Here is a 21318-nt window from a genome sequence, read left to right on the forward strand (position 1 = left end):
GCCACCCGGACCTGAAGGAGGATCGGGAACTGCTGACCAGCATCCCCGGCATCGGGGATCGAGCGGGGAACTCGATCCTGTCGATCATGCATAACCGACACATCGAGTCAGCCGAGGGCTTGGCCTCCTACCTGGGGGTGGTACCGGTGCAACGCCAGTCCGGCACCAGTCTGAACAGCCGGCCGCGGCTATCTAAAACGGGTCCCAGCACAGTACGTGCCACCCTCTACATGGCCGCTATCGTCAGCAAGCGCTTCAACCCACACGTTGGTGCGCTTTATGCGCGACTCTTAGCAGCTGGAAAGAGCAAGATGGCCGCGCTGGGCGCGGCCATGAGAAAGCTGGTGCATCTGTGCTTCGGCGTGCTTAAAACTCGGACACCGTATCGGCCCGACTACGCCTGAACGCTTGACGGTCAAGACGGTATCTGGTGAGACGCACGCACCTACGCGCGAAGCGTCATCACCACGCCGCAAGACGCCGCGTAAGTCTCCGGAGGCCGCCCGCGCGGCCGAACGGAGACGGGCAACGCAAGATGCTTCTAGCCAGAAAGTCTCTGCACAAAAATGCCAAGCACACCGACCACCCCGCCGGCCGTCAGATTTCTATTGCTCGAGTCCGGTGCGGTGGCGGCCCGGGGTGCGCGGGGCGTCGATAAGCCCGAGGGAATCTGAAGCGAAGGCGACAACGAAGATGACGACGGGGCAGTCCGGAGCGAAGGCTCCGGACCGCAATCGTGGCCCCGCGCGCCCCGGGTCGCCGCCGTGCCGGACGCCTTAAGAACCCAATCCGCCAACCGAAAATACCAAGCTAGCCTTCAGCCCCAGCTCACTAGAGGCCGTTCAAAAAAGACGCCCCTCCGACTCGAGCGATTGCCTAAAGCCTCTGACGTCCTAACCGCTGGCGCCCCAACCCAAGCCCGCTCTCACCCGGCACCCTCAAAGCACCCGCAAAATCGCCTCTCTAGCCTGATGCGACAGTTCCAATCGCGTCGGCAGCGACCCATCCGGATGCCGCGCCGCCAGCGGGGGCAAGAACACCACTTCGACTGCCAATCCTGTAACCCCCAGCACGCGCCAGAGGTTGGCCACCAGCGACTCCTCGCCCACGAAGGCCGCGTAGCCGCTGCGTTTGCCGTGCTGCATGAAGCGCAGCGCCACGGGTTGGATTTCCACCGCGGCTGCGCGAGCCGGTTCGAACAGGCTGGCGTGGAAAGGGAGCAGTTCAAAGCCTTCGCTCGTGGTCCCTTCGGGAAACAGGCCGACCGCGTCGCCCTGTTTGAAGCGGTCCTGCATCGACTCGCCCATCGCGTGGACCGCGTGGCGTTGGCCGCGTTCGATGAAGAGCGTGCCGGCGCCGGCGACCAGCCAGCCGATCACCGGCCAGGAGCGGATCTCGCTCTTGGCCACGAATGACGTCGCTCGCGCCGAGTTCAGTACGAAGATGTCGATCCAGGACACGTGGTTCGCCACCAGCAGCACCGGGCCTTCCAGGCGCGGCTCGCCCTTCAGGATGACCTGCAGGCCACAGGCTGCCATCAGCCAGCGCGACCAGCGGCGGTTCAGCCGCGCGCGGGCCGCGGGGCGCATCAGGGGGAAGACCAGGCCCACGCAGAGCAGGCCGAAAATGATCAGGGGCAGGACAAGGCTCAGCCGTAGGACAAAGCGCAGCAGCTTCAAACTGGAGTCTCCCAGGCCGGTTGGCCACCAACCATGGTGGCTCGTACTCGACCGGGCAGCATCATACCTGCGAAAGGTGTATGGACGCCGCGGCTTTGCAGCGCCGCGGGCATCACCATCCATTCCGCGTCCAGGTCCGTCAGACACAGGTCCGCCGGCGCATCCACGCCCAGATGGCCGCACGGGCCGAGCTGCAGCGCGACGGCGGCGAGCACCGCGGCCGGGCCGGACGTCACGCGCGCCAGGGCGTCGCCGATGGGGCGGCGGCTGTCGCGCGCCCATTTCAATGCCAGCGACAAGAGCAGTTCGAGCCCCGTCGCGCCCGGCGTGGACGCCGCGAATGGTTCTGCCTTGCCTCGGGCGTCAACCGGCGTGTGATCCGAGCACAGCGCGTCGATCACGCCGTCAGCCAGCGCCGACTGGATCGCGTCGCGGTCGCGCTGGCCCCGCAGCGGCGGCGTCAGATGGTGATTCGTGTCGAAGAAGCCGATGTCCACGTCGGTCAGCAGCAGGCTGTTCACCGACACGTCTGCCGTGACCGGCAAGCCTTCGCGGCGGGCCTTGCGCAGCAGGTCGATACCGGCGGCGCTCGACAGGCGCGCCAGGTGAATCCGCGCGCCCGTTGCGCGCTGCAATTCGAAGATCGTGTGCAGCGCCACGGCTTCCGCCTGGGCGGGCATCCCTTCCAGGCCCAGACGCTCCGCGTACGGACCGCTTGCCACCGACGTGCCGCGCGCCAGCCACGGATCCTGCGCTCGCAACCACAAGGTCTGGCCCAGTCCGCTTGCGTATCGCATCGCTCCCCACAGCACGCGCGTGTCGGCCATGATGGACTCGCCTTGCGAAAAGGCGATGCAGCCCGCGCGCGCCAGCAGCGCCATTTCCGTCAACGTTTCGCCCGCCAGACCCACGGTCATCGCGCCCAGCGGGTGGACGGCGCATTGCCCGGCCTGCGCGTGACGCATCAGCGCCTCGACCTTCGTGGGCTCATCCAGCGGGCTTTCCGCGTCGGGCGGCAGCACCAGGCGTGTCACGCCACCGGCCAGCGCCGCGCGCAACTCGGCGGGCGCGAATCCGGTGTGGCCTGCCTGCGCGACGCGCGCGGACAGGTCGATCAGGCCCGGCAGCACCGCCAGACCATTGGCATCGATGCGGCGATCGGCCTGGAATCCGTCCGGCGCCGCGCCGACCGCAATGATGCGGCCCGATGCGATGTAGAGATCGTGCTGACCGTCCACGCCATTTGCGGGATCGATCAATCGGCCATTGGCAATGTGCAGTCTCATGGCGCCGCTCCGGCCAGCACGCGCAACACCGCCGTGCGCAGCGGTTGTTCAAGCGCCGCGACACCCGCCTCGGTGGGCTCAAGGCCGGCGGCGATGTCGCCATCAACCTCCACGCCAGGCACCAGCCCGCCGGCAGGCAACAGCAGCACGTCCGGCTTGGCGGCCGCCATCGCCGCGGCCGTCAGGCCATGTGTATGGGCGTACTCGCGCGCCGACGGAAGCTGCGCGCCGCTGAGGTCTTCGACATTCAAGGGAAACACGATCACCACGTCGGCGTCGCTCAGGCCTTCTAAAAGGGTCGCGCAGGCGCGCACGCCCAGTTGCGCAAGACCGTCGGGCAGCAGCGTGCGCGGCGCGGCGGCGCGTACCTCGGGTACGCCCAGCGTCGTCAGAAGATGGATGATCGAACGCGCCACGCGCGAATGGCGGATGTCGCCGACCAGCGTGACGACAAGGCTCGTGAGGTCGGGCTTGGCATCGCCGATGGCCTGCATCAGCGCCAGCGCCGGCACGGGATCGGCATGCCGGCCGTCGCCCGCATTCAGGACGCGAAGGCCCGGCGCGGCATGGGCGGCTGCGCAATGCGCCGCGCCGCTTTGGGGATGACGCAGGACCAGCACGCCCGGCGCAAGACCCGCCACGGTTTCGGCCAGCGCCTGCCCGGCTTGCGCGTCCAGCGGCACCGGCAGCATGGACAGGCTGGCCGCGGCCACGGCGTAGGCTTCGCGGTCGGCGGCATCCGTGTCGGGCAGGCAAAGAAACACCGGCATTTCGGGCGCGGCGGATGGCGGCGCATCACCGGCGGCCGCGTGTCCGCGCGCCATCTCGAGCAGCCGCTCGACGTGACGGCGGGGCAGCCCTTCCGTGGTCAGCAGATGCGCGAGTTCGCCGCGGCGATCGAGTTGCGGATTGAGCATGGGCAAGACAAGCCGCGGCCGTCAGGCCGCGGGCAAGGCGTCAAGGTAGCGTTGCAGGATAACAGCCGCGGCCATTGCGTCGTCCGCGGCATGCGTGCCGAGCAGGCGCTGGGCCTCCATGCTGGAGCCGCGTTCGTCGACCAGTTCGACGGCGATGCCGAAGCGGCCGTGCAACTGGTTGGCAAAGCGCCGGCAGCGCGCCGTGGCGGGTTGTTCGCCGCCCTCGGCGTCCAGCGCCAGTCCGACGACAACGCGGTGCGGCTGCCATTCCTGCAAGAGCGCCGCGATGCGGCCAAAGCGCGCGTCGCGGACCTCGCTGAAGATGATTTCAAGCGGACGCGCCTGGCGCGTCAACGTATTGCCGATGGCAATGCCGATCTTCTTTTCGCCGAAATCGAAGGCAAGCAGGGTTTCTTCAGGCATGTCCAGCGTCGCCGGCCAGCATCACGGGATCGATGCCCAGCAGCTTGAGCGCGGCGGGATAGCGTTCCTCGGGCGGCACGTCGAAGATGATGTGCGCGTCCGCGCCCACGCTCAGCCAGGCATTCTGGCCCATTTCGCTTTCCAGCTGGCCCGCGCCCCAACCGGCGTAGCCCAGCGTCACAAGCATGCGCGCGGGGCCGTTGCCGTCGGCCACGGCCTGCAGCACGTCGCGCGACGTGGTCAGCGCCATGTCGCCCAGCTTGATGCTGGAACTGTAGTCGCCGGCCGGCGCGTGCAGCACGAAGCCGCGATCGGTCTGGACCGGTCCGCCAAAAAAGACGAACGTGTCCTTGACCGGTCCGATCTCGAGCGTCAGGTCGATGCGCTCGAACAGCGTGCCCAGCGTCAGGTCGGTGGGGCGGTTGATGACCAGCCCCAGCGCGCCGCGGTCCGTGTGTTCGCACACGTAGATGACGGAACCCGCCAAGCTGCCCTCGACCATGCCCGGCATGGCGATCAGGAACTGGTTGGCGAAGTTGGCCGCCTGCGCCGCAGCGCTTTCGGTATGTTTTTCCGTCATGGCAACCCCTTCATGGGTAGTCTGTGAAAACCGTTCGGAGTGACTGCGCAGACGCAAACATCATGCCTGGCGGCCCTGCGGCGGTTACTAGGGATGGGGTATGCCCCATCTTACGAGCCTTGGCGGAATATGTGGGCGTGACGGCTTCAGATTTCCATCAGTTCGAAGTCTTCTTTGCGGGCGCCGCATTCGGGACAGACCCAGTTGGGCGGCACGTCTTCCCAGCGAGTGCCGGGAGCGATGCCTTCGTCGGGCAGGCCGGCCTCTTCGTCATAGACCCAGCCGCAAATCAAACACATCCAAGTACGCATAGTTCTCTCTTACATCAATTCCCCACCGGCATCCCCGCGGTGGGGCAAAGGTGAGGGGCTTCCATTAGAATGGGGACAATCTTACCGAAACCCAATAGGGGTTCCCCTGATTCATGCCAAATGAGCCGGGGCGCCCTCAATCAAGCGTTGTCACGTGGCCTCCGTAACTCCCCCTCTCGTTTTGGTCTTCGGCCCGTTCGATCCCTCCGGCTCGGACGGGTTGCCCGCGGACGCCGTCACCTGCGCCCGCCTGGGCTGTCATGGCCTGGCGGCCGTGACCGCGCTGACCGTGCAGGACACCGCCGGCATCGAAGAAATCCACCCCGTTTCGCCCGACCTGCTGGACGACCAGGCGCGTTGCCTGCTCGAAGACATGCCGGTGCAGGCCATCAAGGTGGGCGGACTATACACCGCGGAAACGGCCAGCGTGGCGGCGCAGGTTGCCGCCGACTATAGCCAGGTGCCGCTCGTTCTGCACCTGGGCCAGCGCGCGCAGGTGCCCGCAAGCGCCGCCGACGAGGACGAAGCCGACGACCTCCTGGCCGCGACGCTGGAACTGGTGCTGCCGCAGACGGACCTGCTGGTCATTGAACACCTGCGCCTTGCGCAGTGGCACGCCGACGGCGATATCGATATCGGGGACGCACCCACGCCCATGCACGCCCTGGTGGCGGCCGGCGCGGCGTGGGTCCTGGTGCTGGGCAGCCCCCAGCGTCCCGGTCACTTCGCCAACGTGCTGCTCGGCCCCGGCGGCCAGACGCACACCTGGCCCTGGCAGGCGCCGCCCGACCGCAACGGCGACGCCGGCGGCGTGGCGGCCACCGCCATCACCGCCATGCTGGCGCAGGGCCTGGAAATGCCCGAGGCCGTGCGCCAGGGTCTGGTCCACGCGGACGCGGCCGTGGCCGCCAGCTTCCTGCCGGGCATGGGCCGGCGCATTCCCAACCGGATCCTGCCCCAATGAAATCCTTGCGCTTCCCCACCGGCCTGTATGGCGTGACGCCTGAATGGGACGACACCGACCGCCTGTTGCAGGCCGTGCGCGATGCGGCCGCAGGCGGCATGCGCTCGCTGCAGTTGCGCCGCAAGAACGTGCCGGACGCGGTGCGCGCGGCGCAGGCCCGCGCCCTGGCGCCGCTGTGCCGCGAACTGGGCGTGGTGTTCCTCATCAATGACGACTGGCGGCTTGCGCTGGAGGTCGGCGCCGACGGCGCCCACGTGGGCCGCGACGACGAAAGCCTGGCGCACATCCGCCGCGAGGCCGGCCCCGACCTGATCCTGGGTGGCTCCAGCTACGATGACTTGGCGCGGGCACGTGAATTGCTCGACGCCGGCGCCGACTACATCGCCTTCGGCGCCATGTTCGCCTCCACGGTCAAACCCGACACGGTGCGCGCGCCGCTGTCCGTCCTGACCGAGGCCCGCCGCTTGGCCGATGAGCGCGATGCGCCCCGTCCCGCGGTGGTGGCCATCGGCGGCATCACCCCCGCCAACGCCCCGCTCGTGGCGCAGGCCGGCGCCGACGCCATCGCCGTCATCACGAGCCTGTTCGAGGCGCCCAGCATCCGGGCCGCGGCCGTGGCCTGCTCGGCGCCCTATTCCGCCAACTTCAACCGCAAGTCTTGATACCCATGTCCAGTAACGCTCAGCTTTTCGACCGCGCCTGCCGCAGCATCCCCGGCGGCGTCAATTCGCCGGTGCGCGCCTTCCGCTCCGTGGGCGGCACGCCGCGCTTCATCAAGCGCGCGCAGGGTCCGTACGTGTGGGACGCGGAAGACAAGCAGTACATCGATTACGTGGGCTCCTGGGGCCCGGCCATCCTGGGCCACTCGCACCCGGAAGTGGTGCGCGCGGTGCAGGAAGCGGCCGTCAACGGCCTGTCGTTCGGCGCGCCGACCGAAGCGGAAATCGAACTGGCCGAAGTGCTGATCTCGCGCCTGCCGTCGCTGGAACAGGTGCGCCTGGTCAGCTCGGGCACCGAAGCCACCATGACGGCCATCCGTCTGGCACGCGGCGCCACCGGCCGCGCCAAGATCGTCAAGTTCGAAGGCTGCTATCACGGCCATTCGGACAGCCTGCTGGTCAAGGCGGGATCGGGGCTGCTGACCTTCGGCAATCCCAGCTCGGCCGGCGTGCCGCCTGAGTTCGTCTCGCACACGCTGACCCTGGAATACAACAACCTGGATGCCGTGCGCGAAGCCTTCGCGCAGCACGGCGCCGACATCGCCTGCATCATCGTGGAGCCGGTCGCCGGAAACATGAACCTCATCAAGCCGGCGCCCGGCTTCCTGGAAGGTCTGCGCGAAGTCTGCTCGCAGCACGGCGCGCTGTTGATCTTCGACGAAGTCATGACGGGCTTTCGCGTCGGACCGCAAGGCGTGCAGGGCCTGACCGGCGTCAAGCCCGACATCACCACGCTGGCCAAGGTGATCGGCGGCGGCATGCCGGTGGGGGCCTTTGGCGGCAGCGCCGAAGTCATGAAGCACATCGCGCCGCTGGGCGGCGTCTACCAGGCCGGCACGCTGTCGGGCAACCCGGTGGCCGTGGCCGCGGGTCTGGCCACGCTGCGCCTGATCGGCGCCCCGGGCTTCTACGAGAACCTGTCGGCCCAGACCGCCAAGCTGGCGCAGGGCCTGCAAGAACGCGCCCGCAAGGCCGGCCTGCCGTTCTCTGCGGATTCGGTGGGCGGCATGTTCGGCATCTATTTCAGCGACAGCATCCCGGCCTCGTTCGCGCAGGTCTCCGCGTGCGACACGGCGGCATTCAACCGCTTCTTCCATGCCATGCTGGACCACGGCGTGCATTTTGCGCCGTCCGCCTTCGAAGCGGGCTTCGTGTCGGCCACCCACGACGACGCCGTGATCCAGGCCACGCTGGATATCGCGGAAAAGGTTTTCGCGGGGCTGTAAGCGTCTGCGGAGCGGGCCTGCCGCCCGCTCCCTTCAAGGCGCCTTGTACTGCTCGTACAGGGCCGTCACATTCTTCACATAAGCCTGGGTTTCCGCGTAGGGCGGCACGGCGTCGTACTTGCGCACGGCGCCCTCGCCCGCGTTGTACGCGGCCAGCGCCAGATCCAGGCGGCCCGGATACCGGTCGATCAGCCGGCGCAAATGGCGCGATCCGGCCTGCACGTTGGTCGCCGGATCCACCAGCGCGCGTTCCACGTCGTCCACCGACAGCAACGGCGCGGCCGTCGCCGGCATCAACTGCATCAGTCCCAGCGCGCCCTTGGGCGAGCGGGCATCGCTGCGAAACCCCGATTCGATGGCAATGACCGCAGTCAGCAACGCCTGGTCGACGCCGGAATCCAGCGCGGCGCGGGCGATCAGGTTGTCGTGCTTGGTCGTGGGCTTGACCGTGCTCCAGCGCAAGGGCGGTTCGGCCGCGGCCCGGGTCACCCGGCGCGCGCCGTCGCCCGCCTCTGGCTCACAGGTCAGGCACAGGGCTTCCACGCTGCCTCGCCCCGCCGTGCGTGCCTGCGCCCGCTTGTAGTATTTACCGGTGCCGGTGGGCACTTTCATCGTGCGCCACACCCCGAACGGGTCCTTGTAGCGGTAGGTGTCGGCGGCCTGGACCGGCGCTGCGGCCGCCAGCGCCAGAGCACCCGTCGCCAGCGCCGCCATCCCGCCGGCGCGCGCCAGGATGGCGCGCGTGGCCGAAAGAATGGAAGTGGGCGGTTGGGACATGGGACGGGGCTCCGGCGGCGTCCTGAGACGCGTTGGCGAGCCCTAATGCTGCTTGCACCATCCCGGTCCTGTCTTTCCTGCCGATGATCTACATCGCGGCAAGCCGCTGGTTTCCCAGGGAAAATCGGGGACATGACTAGGCCATGCGGACGATAAATTTTGCGTGTTACAGGCCGGTAAAGATCGTCCTTGCAATGAATATGACGTAATATTTCGTTCAATTACCAAATGATTGAACCGGCCGTTCGTGCCGGAACCGGAGAGAGGGTGAAATGGGCGCAGAAAACATGCTCCAGCTGGTGCTGGATGCCGACACCAACGTCCTGACGGCGGTCTACACGCCGCCACCCCGTCCGGAACCTTCCGAGGCCGCGCCCGCGCCTGCCGCGGCGCCCGCCCCTCAGGAGGGCGGCGAACAGCCCGACGACCAGGACACCAGCGTCGCCCTCGCCGATGAAGCCGACGCCCCGCTCATCAACACGGACCTGCCGACCTGGGACGCCCTGGTCGCCGCCGCTGCCGCGCAGGGTTGGGGCGCCGAGGCGCTCGACAACCACGCCATCCTCGCCTTCATCGACCTGTGCCGCACGGCCGCCGAACCCGTGCAGAGCCCCGTCGGCCAGGTGGTTGACGGCAGCTTCGACATCGAACTGAACGCAACCCGCATGGCGGCGACCCTGACGCTGCATCCGCCCAAGGGCGGCAAGCCCGTCACGCTGGAAGCGGTCCGCCAGGCGCTGGCCGACCAGGGCATCGTGCACGGCGTGCTGGACAGCGCGCTGGCCGAGGCCGTGGCGCTGGGTCGCGCCGAGACCATCCTGGCCGCGCAAGGCACGCCGCCCACGCGCGGCACCCCCACCCGCTTCGAGAGCCTGCTCGACCGCCTGAAGCCGCGCGCCGAAGACATCGACGAACTGGCCCAGGTGGATTACCGGGACCTGGGCAGCCTCTTGCTCGTGTCGCCGGGCACGCCGCTCATGCGCCGCATTCCGCCGCTGCCGGGCGTGGACGGCACCAACGTGCTCGGCGAGCCGGTGATGCCCGAAGAGCTGCCCGACACGCCGTTCTCCAAGGAGTTGTCCGGCGTCGAAGTCGATCCCGAGAATCCCCTGCTGCTGCGCGCGGCCATCGCCGGCACGCCGACAATCATCACCCATGGCGTGCAGGTCAATCCGATGGTGGAGGTGGACGCCGTCAACCTGTCCACCGGCAACATCAACTTCGAAGGCTCCCTGCAAGTGCGCGGCGACATTGCCGCCACGATGGAAGTGCGCGTCACCGGCGACGTGGTCGTCAACGGCACCATCGAGGCCGCGCTGGTCGAGGCCGGCGGCAGCGTCACCGTCAAGGGCGGCATCATCGGCATGGCCGAAACCGTGCACGACGCCACGGCCGCGGCGCGCACCGCGCACATCGTCTGCGGCGGCACGCTGCGCGCCAAATTCATCGAGAACGCCGTCATCAGCGCGGGCCAGGACATCGACGTCGAGCGCGAGATCCGTCAATGCAGCATTGCCGCCGGCGGCAGCGTGAACGTCGGCCCGCCCAACACGCAGCAAAGCGCCATCACGGGCGGCGAGACCCGCGCCCTGCTGGCGGTGCGCGCCGGCACCATCGGCTCGCCGGCAGGCATTCCGACGCTGGTGCAGGCGGGCCTGGATCCGCACGCGGACATCAAGCGTTCGGCGCTGACCCGCAAGCGCCTGAAGATGAACGAGGAAAAGGCCAAACTGGAGCAGCTGCTGATGTTCCTGCAAGCCAATCCGCAACGGGCCACGGGCGACGTGGTCGAGCGCGCGCGCAACACGCACACCAAGCTGATCGGCGATCTGGCCGGCCTGGAAACCGAAGAGGCCCAGCTGGCGCGCGACTTGCTGCCCCAACAGAACGCCACCATCGCCGCCACGCGCCGCTTCTGTAGCGGCACGAAGATCCAGCTGGGCAACAAGATGCAGGAGTTCCTGGAAGACCAGGTGGGCGGCAAGGCCGGCCTGGAAGAAGGCGAGATCGTTATTCGCTAGACGCTGGCGTTCGAACCCCGGTGTCTCGAACCCCGGTGTCTGACACCCCGGCCACACCGCGACAAGCCGTCCACGGTCTCTCAAGGGTGTCAGACACCTCCGCGGCGGCAGGGGTGTCTGACACCTTCGCGGCACGAAGATGCCCGGCGCCGCGCTGCCATCCAGCCCACCCTGACCTCAGACGCCGTCGTCCGGCATCAGTTCCTTGAACCACACGCGCGGCGAGATGCCGCGGTCCGGGCCCAGGACCGAGAAGCCGCCGTCCACCGGAATGTCGACGCCGGTCATCCACGATGCCGCGTCCGAGCACGAAAAACACACCGCTGCGGCGATCTCTTCGCCGGAGCCCACGCGGCCCAGCGGGTGAAAATGCGCGCCCACCGCATCGGCAGCCTGGCGGGATCCGCCTGACAACTGTTCCACCGACGGCGACCACGTCCAGGCCGGCGACACCGCCAGCACGCGCACGCCCGACGGCGCCAGTTCCACCGCGAAATTCTTGGTGATCTGCAGCAGCGCGGCCTTGGACGCCGGGTACAGCGCCCGCCCGGCCGCACCGAATTTTCCGCCCGTGCTGCCCAGGTTCACCACCACGCCGCCGCGCGGCAGATGCGCCGCCGCCATCTGCGTGAAGATGGCCGCCGACACCAGGTTCGTGTCCAGCGTGCGATGCCACTCCTCGCGGGTCGACGCCAGCCCGCGGTCCGCATACTGGCAGGCATTGTTGACCAGGAAATCCAGCCGGCCAAAGCGCGCCAGCGCGGCATCGATGCACGCCTTGATTTGCGCGTCCTGTCCGATGTCGGTTTCGCAGAACAGCGCGCGTTCGCCCAGCGCGTGCGCCAGCGCCTGGCCCGCGTCGGCATTGCGGCCGACCAGCACGACGTTGGCGCCCGCCGCGGCAAAGCCGCGCGCGATGTCCGCGCCCAGCCCCTGGGTGCTGCCGGTGACGATGGCGGTCTTGCCCGCCAGGCCCGGGAAACCTGAAAAGTCCATGTGTGTTCCTTGTCAGTTGGGCGCGGCCGCCCAGCGCACCGCGTCCGCCACCGGCGCCGTCTGCGCGATCAGCCGCATGCTGGCCAGCGACGCCGCGTGCACCGCCGGGTCGGCCGACGCGCAGGCATCTTCGGCCACCATGACCGAAAAGCCGATATCGGCGGCATGACGCACCGTGCCTTCCACCACCGAATGCGTCGCCACGCCGGCCACTACCAGCCGCCGCGCACCCAGCAGCCGCAGGGTTTCCTCCAGCGGCGTGCCATAGAACGCGCTGATGCGCGTGTGCTTGACCACGAATTCGCGCGTGCTGTCCGCCAGCGGCTGCAGCCCGTCATAGAACGCGCTGCCCCACTGCCCTTCCGGCACCGCCCCGATCCTGGCCACGTTGCGGAAGATATCGCAGTTGGGCAGCAGGTCCGCGTAGTCGGGCCGGAACGCGATGCGCACGTGCACGATCGGCAGCCCATGCGAGCGCGCGCCTTCCAGCAAGGCGGCGGCGTTGTCCAGCAGGCGCTGGCGCGCCCCGCTGTCGGCATCCAGCCCGACGCGGATCTTGCCATCCGCATGCAGCACATCGTTCTGATAGTGCAGCGCCAGCACCGCCACGTCCGCGCTCATCACACGAACACCTCGAACGCATCATGCGCATCGTCGCAATTGACGAGGTCCACGCGTTTCATCCGGATGCGCCAGCCGTCGCCCTCGGCGGCCAGCTTGTGGGTGTAGCGGCCTGCCAGCTGCCGCGGCTCGCGCTTGCGCCATTCGGTCATCTGAAAGACCGAATGCACGACCAAGTTGCCGCCGGCATCCACCCCCTCGACCTGCACGCCGCCCACCAGCCGCACGCTGCGCGTGGGCGGCTGCTGGGACCAGTTGCGCGGATGTTCCAGGCGCCGGATGCGCACATCGCGCAGCATGCGGTCTTCCCAGAACAGCGAGATGTAGTCGTACGGGCTTTCCTGGCCCGGCTTGCGCGGCATCCAGTACATGCCGTCTTCGGTCCACAGCGCCTGCCAGTCGTCATAGCGCCGCTCGTCCAGCAGCCGCGCCTCGCGGTACAGGAACTGGGCGATGCGGTGGTAGGCATCGGCGGGCACGTCGGCGGGCGCAAGGTTCGCGGTGCCGACGTCGAAATCCAGATCTAGCAGCATGCGCCGTCTCCCTTGGCCGCGGCAGCCGCGCCATTGCCGGCGCCCGCCTCCATGTAGGCTTTCCATGCGCGGAACTGGTTGCGCATGGGCAATTCGCTGGTGCCGTTCACGGACACCATACCCTCGGCGTCGACGCGGTCGGTGCCGTGATAACGATGCATGCTGACCCAGTCGCCGCCCCGCGTCGCGTTGCCTTCCTGACAGCGGTTGTAGAGCTCGATGTCGTCCGGCATGACGTTGGACGACGGCGAATTGATCACGTTGGCATACAGCATTGCGCGCTTGAACACGCCCTCCGGCGCACCCTTGCAGCGGAATGTCTGAATCTCGATCAGCGTGCGGTCCACGGCAACCGGCCGGATCACGCGGAACTGCTGGAACACCGTGTGAGGCGAGCCGCTGCCGTAGATCACCGTGTTGTGGCGGTTCATGCCCAGGATCTCGCGGGCGCGTTGTTCGCCATAGGCGGCGGTCAGCGACTCGAAGTGCGCGCGCGACACGGGGTCGCGCTCCGCGGCGCCCGGATTGAAGATGCCCTCCATGTAGCCGTGGCCGTTGTCGTAGGCGCGCAGCTCCAGCTTTTCCCAGAATTCGTAGGGCTCGCCGTTGCCGTCCATGATGTGCAGTTCCAGCGGCATCTCGCCGATTTCCTTGGCCTCGTCGCGCGCCGCCGCATACGACGATTCATGCGTGACCCGCGCGTGCATCGTGTCGTGCAGGTTCTCGTAGAAGACCTTCCAGTTCGACCGCTGCATCACGCGGAAGACGCCGCCCGCCACTTCCACTTCGCCCACGGGCGAACGGTCGCACAGGTTGTCGATCGACGAGCGCACGCCCCCCAGGAAGTCCACCAGCGCCTGCCCCTCGGCCGCCTGGCTGGCGAACACGAAGCCGCGGTAGCTCTCCACTCGCGGCAGGCGCCGCATCGAGAACGAAGGATCCGCCGGATCGTACGAGGTGCCTTCCAGGCCCTGCTTGAGCGGCACGCCCAGATGGCTGCCGTCCAGCTTGAACGTCCAGGCGTGATACGGACAGCGGAAGAACTTGCCGGCACAGCCTTCGCCGTCGGCCACCACCTTCGCGCCCTTGTGCGGGCAACGGTTGTACAGCACATGCACGCGGCCGTCGGCGGCGCGCACCATCAGCACGTCCTGATCGCCCAGCCGCGTGGTGTGATAGTCGCCCGTCTTGGGCACCTGGCTTTCGTGGCCCACGTAAATCCAGGCGCGGCCGTAGATGCGCTGCATCTCCAGATCGAAGATGGCCGGATCCGTGTACAGGTCCCGATGCACGCTGTCGCCGCGCACCAGGGCCGCAAGTTGTTCGTCGGTATAAGGCATGTCGTCTCCCTACTTGTTCTCGCTGTCCTTCCAGCGCGCCATCAGCGTGTTGGAAGGCAGCGTCTCGTCCAGCAGCTTGGCCGCCGTCTCGCGCCCGGCCGTCGGCAGGCCCTTGGGGTCCAGAAGGCCCACCTGAACCAGCACGCTGGCCTGATCCCAATAGATGTGCTCGTGATAGAGCTTGTCGCCGCGGAACTTCACGATGGCCACCAGCGGGATCTCCACGTACTTACCCGTGGGTGCGACGCCCGGCAGCATCCAGTCGATCTCGGTCGTGTGGGTAAAGCAGAACAGCAGTTCATCCACGATCTGCGTGGCGCCCACCGTGCGCGACAGCGGCACCAGCCGCGTGTCCGGCGGGTTGCTGTTCACAAAATGATGCTGGTAAAAGCGCGACAGCTCCTTGTGGCCCACGCCGCCCGTCATCGTCGGAATGTGGTTCACGTAGGGTTCGGCCACCATCGTCGCCATCGTCGCGGCCACGTCGCGCGTGCCGAATTCATATTCGCAATGCTTGTCCCACAGATACGAATAGTCGAATTCCGGCCCGATCGTGCGCTGCAGCGCCGCCATGCTGCGCTGGTGCGCCATCAACGCCGACGGCTTGTCATAGTGGTCGCCGCCCGTGCGCGCAAACGCGTGGTCCACGCCCGGGTACACGTACAGCTCCACGCCCGGCTTGCCGCCCAGCGCTTCCAGGATGCGCGCGCGCGCCTCGGGCGGACAGAAGCCGTCCTGCTCCGCAATGTGCAGCACCAGACGCCCGCGCAGATTGGCGGCCTCTTCCAGGCTGTCCTCGATGCCCACGCCGTAGTACCCCACCGCCACATCCGCGTCCGTGCGGCAGGCGGCAAGATAGGCCAGTTTGCCGCCCAGGCAATAGCCCAGCACGCCCGCCCCGCCCTCCTGCTCGGGCAAATCGCGCAGCGCCGCGAGTGTCGACGCGATGTCCTTGATGCCCTCATCCACGTCAAAGCCCTTGTACAGCTCGAAGGCGCGCGGCATGTCGGCCGGGCCGTCCGTCAACTGGATGCCGGGCTGCTGGCGCCAGAACAGATCCGGCACCAGCACCACATACCCTTCCTCGGCCAGCAGCTGCGCGCTGCGCCGCATGAAATCGTTGACCCCGAAAATCTCCTGGCACAGCACCAGGCCCGGCCCGCGGCCCGAAGCCGGCACCGCCAGATAGGCGCCAAAGGACTTGCCATCGTGCGAGGCGATTGTCACCTCGCGCGTTGAAATGCGTTCTGTCATGCGTATCTCCTGTGTTGCGATGTCCGGCGGCCTACTTCATCTGGCACGCGGCGGCAAAGGGATCCTGGTATTGGGTCAGCACCGTGCCCGACAGCTTGTTCGACAGCTTGCCGCTGGCGTCCGCCTCGACCACGCGCAGGTAATAGTTCTGCACCGGATACTGGTTGCGGTTGAACTTGAAATCGCCCCGCACCGACTTGAAGTCCGCGCGGCGCAGCGCCGGCCGCAGCGACTCGGCATCCAGCTTGCCGCCCGTCTGGCGCACCGCGCTGTCCAGCAGCATTGCCGCGTCATAGCCCTGCGATGCATACAGCGACGGGCTGCGGTTGTACGTCTTCTTGAAATCCTCGACGAACTTGCGGTTGGCGGGGTTGTCGAGTTCTGCCGCCCATTGCGCCGTGTTGCGCAGGCCCTTGATCGGCGCGCCCACCGCCGCGATCGTGTCCTCGTCACCCGAAAAGCCCGGCGCCAGCAGCGCGATGTCCTTGGACAGGCCCGCCCCGTTGAACTGCTTGATGAAATTCACGCCCATGCCGCCCGGCAAAAAGAAGAACACCGCATCCGGCTTGCTGGCGCGCAGCTGCGTGATCTCCACGCCATAGTCCAGCTGGCCAAGCTGCGTATAGATTTCCTCTGCCACGCCGCCCTTGTACAGGCGCTTGAATCCGTTCAGCGACTCGCGTCCGCCCGGATAGTCCGGCGCGATCAGCGCCACGCGCTTGTAGCCCTGGTCGGCCGCGTACTTGCCCATCGCCGCCGGGATGTCTTCGTTCTGCCAGGCCACCGCAAAGAAATTCGGATTACAGCCCGCGCCCGCGTAATTCTCAGGCCCAGTGTTCGTGCTCAGATAGATCGTGTCCGACTGCAGGATCGCCGGCATCACCGGCAGCAGCACATTCGAGAACACGATGCCCGTCATCACGTTCACCCGGTCGCGCTTGAGCAGCCGTTCCACCGCCTGACGCCCCGTATCCGCCTTCTGCTGGTCATCGGCCACCACCACTTCCGCCGTCAACCCGCCCAGCTTGCCACCCGTATGCTGCAGCGCCAGATTGAAGCCGTCCCGGATCTCGTTGCCCAACGCCGCGCCCGGCCCCGACAGCGTGGTCAGCAGCCCCACCTTCACCTTGTCCGCTGCCGACGCCGCACCCGTCGCGCCCGCCACCGCCCCCAGACAAACCAGCGCCGCCAGCGCGCGCCGGCTCCATCGATTTCGATTCATGTGCCACCCCGTATTCGCCGCCAGCCGCGCTGGCGGAAAGCTGACAGAACCCGTCTGCCGTCGGTACACGCATGCCGCCGATCCAAGTCGCCCAGCTTACGCGCCGCGGCGTCTGCATTCCAACAGGCGCCAACCACCCTGCACGGCGCCTCCCGGCAAGATTAGGGCCGCGTCCACCCCAGCTCTATCCGAATACCGCCACCCTTATCCGGGATTCACTTAATTCCCAATGCGGCCCGATTACATTACGCTGCCTCCAGATACGGGATCGGTCCCGTCCCGGAGGCTTCCATGCACGGCTGGTCCCGAATCGAGCTGGCGCCCTTGTTGCAACGGCGCGTCTTCAGCTCCACGCAACAGGATGAGACCCGCGCGCGCGTGTCCGAAGCCCTGAAGGACCACCGCCTCACCTGGAAAGGCGGACGCGTCGACGCGGAGCTGAACCGGGGCCGATTCGGCTCGCTGACCGTCTGTACGTTGCGCTACGGCGCAGAAGTCCACATCGAACCCGACCGCCTGCAGGACTTCATGCTGGTCCAGGTGCCGCTGCGCGGCCGCGCCCGCATCGAATGCGGCGACGAAGGCGTCAACGCCGACCCCGACTGCGCCGCCGTCATCGCCCCCAACCGCCGCCTGCGCCTGCACTGGGAGGCCGGCTGCGAACAACTGCTGCTCAAGATCCCAAGAGGCAAGCTGGAAGCCATGGGCCAACGCGCCTTCGGCGACGCCGCCGCAGGCCCCCTGGACTTCAGTCCCGCCCTGCGCCTGGACACCCCCATCGGCGCCGCCTGGCGCAGCATGATGACCAGCCTCATCCACCTGCTTCCCACCCTGGACGACGGCGCCCGCCGCCCACCCGCCGCGTGGCTGGAGCACCTGGAAGACACCCTGGTCCTGCACCTGCTCTACAACCAGCCCAACACCTGGCAAACCCACGCAGGCCAGCCCAACACCGTCCCGCGCCGCCTCAGCATCGCCGAGACCTACATGCGCGAACGCCTGGGCGCCCCCCTGACCCTGAACGACATCGCCCGCCACGCCGGCGCCAGCGCCACCGCGCTCACGCGCCTGTTTCAGGAACACCGCAACACGACGCCGATGAATGCGCTGCGCGCCTTCCGGCTGGATGCGGCGAGAACACGGCTGAAGACCCAGCCGGACGCGAGCGTCACGGAAGTGGCGCTGAGCGTGGGGTTCGGGCATTTGGGCAGGTTTTCGGAGTATTACCGGGAGCGTTTTGGAGAACTGCCGAGAGAAACGCGGCGCGCAGCGGGATGAGGGAACGCGGTGTCTGACACCCGAATCAGTCTTACGTGACTAAAACCACGCACGTCGCGAGCGCGCAGCGCACCCGTCAGCCGCAAGACACCGCGTAAGCCCCACCAGGCCGCCCGCGCGGCCGCAGTGGGGCGGGCAACGAAAGATGCTTCATACCCAAGCCACCGCAGGCAAGAACCTAAAGAACTCAAATCCCCCCAACAACCGCCAAGCTGAATTCACCCGAGCCCGGCGTGGCGGCGGCCTGGGGTGCGCGGGGCGTGTAGATGCGCCCGAGGGAATCTGAAGGGAAGGCCGAAGGCCTGGACGAAGATGACGAAGGGGGAGTCCGGAGCGAAGGCTCCGGCGCGCCGGGCGTCTTAAGAACGGCACCGGGGCATCATGAAGGTGTCAGACACCCGGCCATGACCGCCGTGCGATGACGACTGTCTCCTGCGGGTGTCAGACACCTGACGATCTGAGGATCCTGAGAGCGCCAGAAAACCACTTCAGCAAAACCCGCCAACAAACCAAACAAAAGCGCGGCCAAAAGCACCAAAGGCCCGCCGCTCCAGCCCCCCGGTGCCGGCCGGGCAGCAAAAGCGGCGAACCTTCGGTACACCGTCAAGCCGAATAACGCGTTACTGCGCAGGCACCACCGCAGTCACTTCAATCTCGACCTTCGCGCGATCCTCCACCAGATCGGCAACCTCCACCGCCGTCATCGCCGGGAAATGCCGGCCGATCAACTCCCGGTAGTGCTTGCCGATACCCGGATAAGCCGCCACGTATTCATTCTTGTCCGTCACATACCACGTCATCCGCACGATATGTTCCGGCTTCGCCCCGCCCTCGGCCAGGATCTGCACGATGTTCAGCAGCGCCTGACGCACCTGGTCCGCGAAGTCATCGGACTCGAACTGCTGCTGCCCGTTCCAGCCCACCTGTCCGCCTACGAACACCAGCTTGCTGCCCACCTGCATCTCGGTCAGCACACCATTCGAATAGCCCCGGGGCGCCATCCAATCCGGCGGTTGCAGAATCTTCATAACGTCTCATCCTATTGATCAAATAAACAAACCACAGGGTGGCGCCCGCTTATGCCGCGGTTGCCAGATAATCCTGCATGCGTTCCCGCAGATCCGCGGGCAGCGGCATCGACTTCATCGTCCGCAGGTCCACCGTCACGATCGTCAGCGTTGCCGACAACCGCAACTGCCCGTCAGGCCCTTCAAAACGCACCAGCGCCTTGAACGACGCCCCGCCGATGCGTTGCACCGAAAGCGTCTGGCACAGCTTTTCGTGCCAGCGGCTTGGCGCGCTGAAATCGCACGTCACCGACGCCATCGGCGTGCCGATGTGCCGCTCCACGTGCAGCGCATGAAATGGCAGCCCCATTCCCTTGTCGAACCACTCCTCGACGAAATCATTGATCATCTCGAAATAGCGCGGATAGAACACGATGCCCGCCGGGTCGCAATGCCGGAAGCGGACTTCTACCTGACTCACGAAGGGTGCTGCCATGATGTTTCCTTGTTGCCGATTGCCTGCTTATGCCATCTTGCGCAGCGCAAAGCGCTGCAGCTTGCCGGTTTCCGTGCGCGGCAACGCGTCCACGAACTCGATCGCGCGCGGGTACTTGTAGGGCGCAATGTTCGCCTTCACGAACGTCTGCATCGCCGTCACCAGTTCCGCGCTGGGCGCAAAACCCGGTTTGAGCACCACGAACGCCTTCACCACCTGCCCGCGCTCGTCATCCATCGCGCCCACCACCCCGCATTCCGCCACCGCCTCGTGGCGCAGCAGCGCGTCCTCGACTTCCGGGCCCGCGATGTTGTAGCCCGCCGACACGATCATGTCGTCGTTGCGCGCCTGATAGAACAGATAGCCGTCGTCGTCCTGCACGAACGTATCGCCCGGCAGATTCCAGCCGTTCTGCACAAAGCGGCGCTGGCGATCATCCGCCAGATAACGGCAGCCTGTCGGCCCCTTGATTGCCAGGCGGCCCACCGTGCCATTGGGCACCGGCTTCATCTCGTCGTCCACGATCTGCGCCACATAGCCCGGCACCACGCGGCCGATTGCGCCGCGGCGCACCGACTCCGGCGGGCTCGACACGAACACGTGGATCATCTCCGTGCCCCCGATCCCGTCGATCATCTCGATCCCCGTCGCATCCTTCCAGAGCTGGCGCGTCGCATCCGGCAGCGCCTCGCCCGCCGACACGCTCTTCTTCAGCGAAGACAGATCGAATTTTCCCACCAGCGCCGCCATCTGCCGGTAGAAGGTCGGCGCCGTGAACACGATCGTCGCGCGGAATTCCTGGATCAGTTCCAGAAGGCTTTCCGGCGACAGCTTTTCGGCCAGCACCGTGCTGGCGCCCACCCGCAGCGGAAAACACAGCAGCCCGCCCAGGCCGAACGTGAACGCCAGCGGCGGCGTGCCGCAGAAAATGTCGTCCGGCCCCGGCTTGATCACATGCTTGGGGAACAGATCGCACATCGCCAGCACGTCGCGATGAAAATGCATGCAGCCCTTGGGCGCGCCCGTCGTGCCGCTGGTGAACGCGATCAGGCACACATCGTCCGCCGCCGTATCGCAGGCCTCGAACGTATCCGGCTTGCCGGCGGCCAGCGTATCCAGCGCATCGGCTGCCGTGTCATTGAAATACATGACCTGCGCCAGGCCCGGGCAATGATTCTCGTGGTCCGGCTGCGCGCAGAACTGCGCCTCGTCCTTCAGGCGCACGTCGCACAGCACCGCCTGGATCTGCGCCTTCTCGATGATCTGCTTCAGTTCCTTCGAACGCAGCAGCGGCATCGTCGGCACCGTCACCAGGCCCGCCTTGATCGCGGCCAGCCACGACGCCGCCATCATCGGATTGTTCGGCCCGCGCAACAGCAGGCGATTGCCCGGCACCAGCTTCATGTCCTCGGTCAGCACATGCGCGATGCGGTTGGTCAGCGCCGCCAGTTCGCGATAGGTCATCGACGCCTGCTTGCCGTCCTGGCGCCAGCGCAAGGCCACGCGGTCGCCGTGGCCGCGCCCGACCATGGCGTCCACCAATTCCACCGCGCAATTGAAACGCTTCGGATAGGCCACGTCGGGGCCGTCCAGCAGGAACTCAGGCCATTGTTCGCCGGGGGGCAGGTTGTCCCGGGCGAAGGTGTCGATGTGGGCGGATACTTCCAT

The 21318-nt window shown here is 67.1% G+C and carries 22 protein-coding genes; 6 read left to right on the forward strand and 16 right to left on the reverse strand.

What is annotated here, in order from left to right; all coding sequences use genetic code 11:
- Positions 1 to 404: transposase (locus tag ASD87_RS24060; RefSeq protein ID WP_156403501.1), on the forward strand; the 404-nt coding region annotated here is incomplete at its 5' end.
- A gap of 534 nt (positions 405 to 938) precedes the next feature.
- On the opposite strand, the gene ASD87_RS24065 is transcribed toward ASD87_RS24060, so the two are convergent.
- The 6 genes from ASD87_RS24065 to ASD87_RS24090 form a co-directional block, all read right to left on the reverse strand.
- The gene (locus tag ASD87_RS24065) at positions 939 to 1679 is read right to left on the reverse strand and encodes a 1-acyl-sn-glycerol-3-phosphate acyltransferase (RefSeq protein ID WP_056327411.1); all 741 of its coding nucleotides are present in this window, start codon (positions 1677 to 1679) and stop codon (positions 939 to 941) included.
- Positions 1676 to 2965, reverse strand: a complete 1290-nt coding sequence (locus ASD87_RS24070; RefSeq protein ID WP_056327413.1) for a dihydroorotase — start codon at positions 2963 to 2965, stop codon at positions 1676 to 1678. Before ASD87_RS24070 ends, ASD87_RS24065 begins: the two co-directional genes overlap by 4 nt.
- Positions 2962 to 3882 carry an aspartate carbamoyltransferase gene (locus ASD87_RS24075; RefSeq protein ID WP_056327415.1) on the reverse strand — a complete coding sequence of 307 codons (921 nt, stop codon included), beginning with the start codon at positions 3880 to 3882 and terminating at the stop codon, positions 2962 to 2964. The genes ASD87_RS24070 and ASD87_RS24075 overlap by 4 nt, the downstream gene beginning before the upstream one ends.
- Positions 3883 to 3903: 21 nt before the next feature.
- Positions 3904 to 4305, reverse strand: a complete 402-nt coding sequence (gene ruvX, locus ASD87_RS24080) for a Holliday junction resolvase RuvX (protein ID WP_056327418.1) — start codon at positions 4303 to 4305, stop codon at positions 3904 to 3906.
- Positions 4298 to 4885, reverse strand: a complete 588-nt coding sequence (locus ASD87_RS24085; protein ID WP_056327419.1) for a YqgE/AlgH family protein — start codon at positions 4883 to 4885, stop codon at positions 4298 to 4300. Before ASD87_RS24085 ends, ruvX begins: the two co-directional genes overlap by 8 nt.
- A 146-nt stretch (positions 4886 to 5031) precedes the next feature.
- Entirely contained in the window at positions 5032 to 5196 is a 165-nt protein-coding gene (locus ASD87_RS24090) for a rubredoxin (RefSeq protein ID WP_003814980.1), read from the reverse strand.
- A 154-nt stretch (positions 5197 to 5350) separates the two neighbouring features.
- Here ASD87_RS24090 and ASD87_RS24095 point away from each other — a divergent pair, with 154 nt between their 5' ends.
- Genes ASD87_RS24095 through hemL form a run of 3 tightly spaced genes read left to right on the forward strand, consistent with a single transcriptional unit; the run spans position 5351 to position 8105 of the window.
- Entirely contained in the window at positions 5351 to 6160 is an 810-nt protein-coding gene (locus ASD87_RS24095; RefSeq protein WP_174245394.1) for a hydroxymethylpyrimidine/phosphomethylpyrimidine kinase, read from the forward strand.
- On the forward strand, positions 6157 to 6822 hold the full coding sequence (gene thiE, locus ASD87_RS24100; protein WP_056327423.1) for a thiamine phosphate synthase: 666 nt from the start codon (positions 6157 to 6159) through the stop codon (positions 6820 to 6822). Before ASD87_RS24095 ends, thiE begins: the two co-directional genes overlap by 4 nt.
- 5 nt (positions 6823 to 6827) lie before the next feature.
- Complete coding sequence (gene hemL / locus ASD87_RS24105) at positions 6828 to 8105, forward strand: glutamate-1-semialdehyde 2,1-aminomutase (protein ID WP_056327425.1); 1278 nt, start codon at positions 6828 to 6830, stop codon at positions 8103 to 8105.
- A 33-nt stretch (positions 8106 to 8138) separates the two neighbouring features.
- On the opposite strand, the gene ASD87_RS24110 is transcribed toward hemL, so the two are convergent.
- Positions 8139 to 8882, reverse strand: coding sequence for a lytic transglycosylase domain-containing protein (locus ASD87_RS24110; protein ID WP_056327427.1), 744 nt, complete (start codon positions 8880 to 8882; stop codon positions 8139 to 8141).
- Between the two features lie 272 nt (positions 8883 to 9154).
- Here ASD87_RS24110 and ASD87_RS24115 point away from each other — a divergent pair, with 272 nt between their 5' ends.
- Complete coding sequence (locus ASD87_RS24115) at positions 9155 to 10903, forward strand: DUF342 domain-containing protein (protein ID WP_056327429.1); 1749 nt, start codon at positions 9155 to 9157, stop codon at positions 10901 to 10903.
- Between the two features lie 177 nt (positions 10904 to 11080).
- Here the strand turns inward: ASD87_RS24115 and ASD87_RS24120 are convergent, their stop codons facing one another.
- From ASD87_RS24120 to ASD87_RS24145, 6 genes are read right to left on the reverse strand one after another with little or no spacing between them, the layout of a single operon-like run.
- Complete coding sequence (locus tag ASD87_RS24120; protein WP_056327431.1) at positions 11081 to 11899, reverse strand: SDR family oxidoreductase; 819 nt, start codon at positions 11897 to 11899, stop codon at positions 11081 to 11083.
- A 12-nt stretch (positions 11900 to 11911) separates the two neighbouring features.
- Entirely contained in the window at positions 11912 to 12520 is a 609-nt protein-coding gene (locus tag ASD87_RS24125; protein ID WP_056327434.1) for a cysteine hydrolase family protein, read from the reverse strand.
- Positions 12520 to 13053 carry an aromatic-ring-hydroxylating dioxygenase subunit beta gene (locus ASD87_RS24130; RefSeq protein ID WP_056327436.1) on the reverse strand — a complete coding sequence of 178 codons (534 nt, stop codon included), beginning with the start codon at positions 13051 to 13053 and terminating at the stop codon, positions 12520 to 12522. Before ASD87_RS24130 ends, ASD87_RS24125 begins: the two co-directional genes overlap by 1 nt.
- The gene (locus ASD87_RS24135; protein ID WP_056327437.1) at positions 13044 to 14393 is read right to left on the reverse strand and encodes an aromatic ring-hydroxylating dioxygenase subunit alpha; all 1350 of its coding nucleotides are present in this window, start codon (positions 14391 to 14393) and stop codon (positions 13044 to 13046) included. The genes ASD87_RS24130 and ASD87_RS24135 overlap by 10 nt, the downstream gene beginning before the upstream one ends.
- A gap of 9 nt (positions 14394 to 14402) precedes the next feature.
- Positions 14403 to 15647: a dienelactone hydrolase family protein gene (locus ASD87_RS24140; RefSeq protein WP_056327439.1), complete on the reverse strand. Its 1245-nt coding sequence runs from the start codon at positions 15645 to 15647 to the stop codon at positions 14403 to 14405.
- Between the two features lie 31 nt (positions 15648 to 15678).
- Entirely contained in the window at positions 15679 to 16869 is a 1191-nt protein-coding gene (locus ASD87_RS24145) for an ABC transporter substrate-binding protein (protein ID WP_056327441.1), read from the reverse strand.
- Positions 16870 to 17160: 291 nt separating this feature from the next.
- On the opposite strand from ASD87_RS24145, the gene ASD87_RS24150 reads away from it, so the two are divergent.
- Positions 17161 to 18147, forward strand: coding sequence for an AraC family transcriptional regulator (locus ASD87_RS24150; protein ID WP_056327443.1), 987 nt, complete (start codon positions 17161 to 17163; stop codon positions 18145 to 18147).
- 620 nt (positions 18148 to 18767) lie between these two features.
- Here ASD87_RS24150 and ASD87_RS24155 read toward each other — a convergent pair.
- From ASD87_RS24155 to ASD87_RS24165, 3 genes are read right to left on the reverse strand one after another with little or no spacing between them, the layout of a single operon-like run.
- Entirely contained in the window at positions 18768 to 19175 is a 408-nt protein-coding gene (locus tag ASD87_RS24155) for a RidA family protein (protein ID WP_056327445.1), read from the reverse strand.
- A 49-nt stretch (positions 19176 to 19224) separates the two neighbouring features.
- On the reverse strand, positions 19225 to 19650 hold the full coding sequence (locus ASD87_RS24160; protein WP_056327447.1) for a thioesterase family protein: 426 nt from the start codon (positions 19648 to 19650) through the stop codon (positions 19225 to 19227).
- Positions 19651 to 19677: 27 nt separating this feature from the next.
- Complete coding sequence (locus tag ASD87_RS24165) at positions 19678 to 21318, reverse strand: AMP-binding protein (protein WP_056327449.1); 1641 nt, start codon at positions 21316 to 21318, stop codon at positions 19678 to 19680.

Source organism: Achromobacter sp. Root170, from assembly GCF_001428165.1.
Lineage (GTDB): Bacteria > Pseudomonadota > Gammaproteobacteria > Burkholderiales > Burkholderiaceae_B > Achromobacter > Achromobacter mucicolens.